We start from the raw sequence: 4,783 nt of genomic DNA, 5'->3' as shown, positions 1-4,783 counted from the left end.
TCGAGTCGATTATGGATTCACAGACGCAAGATCAGGTCGGTGTAACTCGTCGGCATCGCACGGTCAGTCCACTCTCCCGCCCAGAGAAAGAGGGAGCCGACCGAGGTGTCTGGCAGCATCCATCGACCTGAACCTTCGAGTCGATTATGGATTCACAGACGCAAGATCAGGTCGGTGTAACTCGTGGGCATCGCACGGCCAGTCCACTCTCCCTCCCAAAGGGAGAGGGAGCCGACCGAGGTGTCTGGCATCATCCATCGACCTGAACCTTCGCGTCGATTATGGATTCACAGACGCAAGATCAGGTCGGTGTAACTCGCGGGCATCGCACGGCCAGTCCACTCTCCCTCCCAAAGGGAGAGGGAGCCGACCGAAGTGTCTGACAGCATCCATCGACCTGAACCTTCGCGTCGATTCTGGATTCACAGACGCAAGATCAGGTCGGTGTAACTGGTGAGCATCGCACGGCCAGTCCCCTCTCCCTCTGGGAGAGGGCTAGGGTGAGGGCAACAGGTTCGGATCAGACCCAGATCAATGCCACCCCGCACACCTTGGCGTATACTCGCCGCGCCCTTTTAGCCCCATGCGCGCCGGAGAGACCCGATGGATCCAGCAGTATTCGAAGAGTGGATGATGACTGGCCTGGTCAGCATCCTGATCATTTTCATGGGATTCATCGTCTGGGATCTGGCGAAGAAGTCCAAGGCCGGGCGTTTCGGCTCGTTCATTCTGTTCTTCGTGCTGGGCCTGGGCGTGGCCGCGTTCATCATCAAGAGTGTAGTGATCGGCCTGATCGAATCCGGCGCGTTATAGGCGCGGCGGCACTTCTTTCCATTGCCCCTGATCGAGTCCGTCGATCGTCCAGTCACCAATCCTGACGCGCACCAGCCGCAACGTCGGCAGCCCGACCGCAGCGGTCATCCGCCGCACCTGACGATTGCGCCCTTCGCGAATCACCAGTTCCAGCCATGAAGTCGGGATGGTCGCGCGAAAGCGTACCGGTGGATTGCGCGGCCACAACTCGGGTTCATCCAGTTGCCGCGCTTCGGCAGGCAGGGTCATGCCGTCGTTCAACTCAACGCCGTCACGCAAACGCTGCAATTGCTCGGCCGTGGGCACGCCTTCGACCTGCACCCAGTACGTCTTCGGCAACTTGTGTTTCGGATCGGCAATCCGCGCCTGCAACTGGCCATCGTTGGTCAGCAGCAACAAACCTTCACTGTCGCGATCAAGCCGCCCGGCCGGGTAGATGCCGGGCACCTCGATGAAATCCTTGAGCGTCGCCCGCCCGCCTTCGTCACTGAACTGCGTCAGCACATCGAACGGCTTGTTGAGCAGGATCAGCTTCGGCTCGGCCGGTGGTGCCTTGGCAACACGGCGCGGGGAAGAAGACTGAGGCTTCGCACCAGGACGGCGAGAAGGTGGACGCGGGGGACGGGACATAAGAGAGCAAACATTTAGCGATCAGGGCTGACAATGCTAGTGCCCCGACCGCCAAATGACCACGACTAACCGTTAACGGAACGGCGGCTCGTCGAAGCTGCGCAGTTTGCGCGAGTGCAGCGAGTTGAGTTCGGTGCGCAGCAGGTCCACCGCCTCGATGCCGATCTTCAAGTGCTGGCTGACCGCACGCTCGTAGAACGCGTTGGCCGAACCCGGCAGCTTGATTTCACTGTGCAGCGGTTTGTCCGACACACACAGCAACGTGCCATATGGCACCCGCAGGCGATAACCCTGGGCGGCGATGGTGCCGCTTTCCATGTCCACGGCCACGGCGCGGGACAGGTTGATCAACGGTCGTTCCTGAGCCCAGCGCAATTCCCAGTTACGGTCGTCGTAAGTCAGCACGGTGCCGGTGCGCAGGCGTTTCTTCAGGTCATCGCCCTTCTCGCCGGTGACGTTGGCCGCGGCTTGCTGCAGCGCCAGTTGCACTTCAGCCAGAGCCGGAATCGGAATGTTCGGCGGCACCACGCGGTCAAGAATCCCGTCGCGACGCATATAGGCGTGCGCCAGCACATAGTCGCCGATGGTCTGCGACTGACGCAGGCCACCGCAGTGGCCGATCATCAGCCAGCAATGCGGACGCAGCACCGCCAGGTGGTCGGTGATGTTCTTGGCGTTGGACGGGCCAACGCCGATATTCACCAGGGTCACGCCGTGGCCATCGCTGGCGATCAGGTGATAGGCCGGCATCTGGTAGCGGTGCCAGACCACACCGGCAGCAATCGCCGAGGCTTCACCGTGATCCATGCTCTTCTCGATGATCACGTTGCCCGGCAGGACCATGCGCACGAAACGCGGGTCTTTGCGCAGTTGCTCCAGGCCGTGGACGATGAACTGGTCGACGTAGCGGTGATAGTTGGTCAGCAGGATCCACGGCTGCACATGGCGCCAGTCGCTGCCGGTGTAGTGCACCAGACGGCGCAGGGAAAAGTCGACCCGCGCGGCGTCGAACAGCGCCAGTGGCAGCGGATCGGTGTTTTCCCAGTCGTAGAGACCATCGGCGATGCCATCGGTGGCGGCGGACAGGTCGGTGCTCGGGAACACCCGCGCCAGCACGGCGGCGGTGACGCCGGAGCCGGCCAGTTCATCGCCCTGCTCGACCACGTACGGGTACGGAATGTTCTGTTGGCTGACACCGACTTCCACGGTCACGGTGAAGTCGTGCATCAGCGGCACCAGTTGTTCCAGCAGGTATTTGCGGAACGCCGCCGGGTGGGTGACGGTGACGCTGTAGGTGCCTGGCAACTGCACTTTGGCGTAAGCGCGAGTGGTCTGCGGCACTTCGCCCTGACAGTGATAGGTCAGACGCAGTTCGGGATAACGAAACAGGGCACGCTGTTCGGCGTCGGGCTCGACGCGATCCTTGAGGTAACGCTTGAGCGCCGAGTTCAGCGCAGTGGTGGCCCGCTCATGCAGCTCGGCCAGACGATCCACGGCTTGTTCGGCGGTTTGAACGACAATAAACGCTTCGGTCACGATCAGCTTCCTGTGTTCTGACTTGCAGAGCTTCATCTTGCCTGCATCGTGGTCTCACGGGAACAGTGGCGTTGTGGCTGTACCCAAATCTTTCAGACAACGCGAATCCCTGTGGGAGCTGGCTTGCCAGCGATGAGGCCTTCACATTCGACATCAATGTTGACTATCAGGCCGCCATCGCTGGCAAGCCAGCTCCCACAGGGTTTTGTGGAGTTTGGGGTCAGAAGCCCTGGGGGGTCGAGCGGGCGACGATCGCTGCGACATCCAGCCCATGGGGCAACGCGCCGTAGACCCGGCCGCCGCCACTCAACCGACTGGCAATAAACGCATCACTCACCGCCGAATTCCCGGCTTCCAGCAGCAGTTTGGCCTGCAACCCAAGGGCAATGCCCTCGGTCAATTGCCGAGCCCGATACTGAATATCGCGGGTGTCCTTGAAATGTGCCTGCAACTGCTGAATATGCGCGGCCAAACGTTTGTCACCGTGGCCATCGCCCAACTCCCTGAACAACACATCGAGAACGCCCGGCTCTTTAGACAGTGCGCGCAAAACGTCGAGGCACTGCACGTTGCCCGAACCTTCCCACGTCGAGTTCACCGGCGCCTCGCGGTACAGGCGCGGCAAGATGCTTTCCTCGACGTACCCCGCGCCGCCCATGCATTCGGCCGCTTCGTTGATCATTCCCGGGGCACGTTTGCAGATCCAGTATTTGCCCACCGCCGTCACCAGCCGGGCGAATTGCGCTTCGTGGCGATCATCCAGATGATCCAGGGCCTTGCCCATGCGCAGGCTCAGGGCCAGCGCAGCTTCGCTTTCCAGGGCCAGGTCGGCGAGCACGTTCTGCATCAACGGTTGCTCGCTGAGCAACTTGCCGCCGACCTTGCGGTGCGCGCAGTGATGGCTGGCCTGGGTCAGCGCCTGACGCATCAACGCGCTGGAACCGACCATGCAATCGAAACGGGTCATTGCCACCATCTCGATGATGGTCGGCACCCCGCGCCCTTCTTCACCGACCATCCACGCCAGGGCGCCACGGAACTCCACTTCGCTGGAGGCGTTGGACTGGTTGCCGAGTTTGTTTTTCAGGCGCTGGATATAGAACTGATTGCGCGTGTCGTCCGGGCGATGGCGTGGCAGCAGGAAGCAGGTCAGGCCCTTGTCGGTCTGCGCCAGCGTCAGGAACGCATCGCACATTGGCGCCGAGCAGAACCACTTGTGCCCGACCAGTTCATACGCCTGGCCCGGACCGCTGGCGCCGACCGGATAGGCCTTGGTGGTGTTGGCGCGCACGTCGGTGCCGCCCTGCTTCTCGGTCATCGCCATGCCGATGGTCACGCCGGCCTTGTGCGCCATGCCGACGTTGCGCGGGTCGTATTCGGTGGCGAGGATTTTCGGTAGCCACTGCTCGGCCAGATCCGGTTGCAGGCGCAGCGCCGGAACGCTGGCGAAAGTCATGGTCAACGGGCAACCGCTGCCGGCTTCGGCCTGGCTGTGCAGATAGCTCATCGAGGCGCGGGCAACGTGGGCGCCGTCCTGCGGATGCGCCCACGGCAAGGAGGTCAGTCCGTGCTCGATCGCGGTGCGCATCAGTTCGTGATAAGCGGGATGAAACTCGACCAGATCAATGCGATGGCCATAGCGATCATGACTGGCGAATACCGGTTTGTTCTGATTGGCAAGGAACCCGGCCTCCATCAGCGGCCCCCCGGCCAGCGCGCCGTAGGCATCAATCCGCGACTCGGCCCAGCCGGCACCGAACCTGCGCGACCATTCCTGCAACGGCAGGTCGATGCGGTACAGGTT

General features: G+C 62.0%; 4 protein-coding genes. 1 reads left to right on the top strand and 3 read right to left on the bottom strand.

The features are described 5' to 3' along the window. Positions 1 to 603: 603 nt before the first annotated feature. Positions 604 to 813, top strand: a complete 210-nt coding sequence (locus DBR24_RS19675; RefSeq protein WP_003228500.1) for a DUF2788 domain-containing protein — start codon at positions 604 to 606, stop codon at positions 811 to 813. Here DBR24_RS19675 and DBR24_RS19670 read toward each other — a convergent pair. The 3 genes from DBR24_RS19670 to DBR24_RS19660 form a co-directional block, all read right to left on the bottom strand. Continuing rightward, positions 808 to 1,443, bottom strand: coding sequence for a pseudouridine synthase (locus DBR24_RS19670; RefSeq protein WP_128615581.1), 636 nt, complete (start codon positions 1,441 to 1,443; stop codon positions 808 to 810). The genes DBR24_RS19675 and DBR24_RS19670 overlap by 6 nt on opposite strands. Before the next feature lie 72 nt (positions 1,444 to 1,515). Further along, entirely contained in the window at positions 1,516 to 3,015 is a 1,500-nt protein-coding gene (amn, locus tag DBR24_RS19665) for an AMP nucleosidase (protein WP_177490631.1), read from the bottom strand. Positions 3,016 to 3,199: 184 nt separating this feature from the next. Continuing rightward, positions 3,200 to 4,783: acyl-CoA dehydrogenase family protein (locus tag DBR24_RS19660; protein ID WP_128615580.1), on the bottom strand; the 1,584-nt coding region annotated here is incomplete at its 5' end.

This window comes from Pseudomonas sp. HMWF006 (assembly GCF_003061205.1).
Taxonomy (GTDB): domain Bacteria; phylum Pseudomonadota; class Gammaproteobacteria; order Pseudomonadales; family Pseudomonadaceae; genus Aquipseudomonas; species Aquipseudomonas monsensis.
The sequence above is the reverse complement of the archived record's forward strand: the minus strand, read 5'-3'. Positions and strand labels throughout refer to the sequence as shown.

Excerpts from the sequence above, each read along its gene's own strand:
- DBR24_RS19675 (WP_003228500.1), top strand. The coding sequence starts at position 604 with ATGGATCCAGCAGTATTCGAAGAGTGGATGATGACTGGCCTGGTCAGC.
- DBR24_RS19670 (WP_128615581.1), bottom strand. The coding sequence starts at position 1,443 with ATGTCCCGTCCCCCGCGTCCACCTTCTCGCCGTCCTGGTGCGAAGCCT.
- amn (WP_177490631.1), bottom strand. The coding sequence starts at position 3,015 with ATGAAGCTCTGCAAGTCAGAACACAGGAAGCTGATCGTGACCGAAGCG.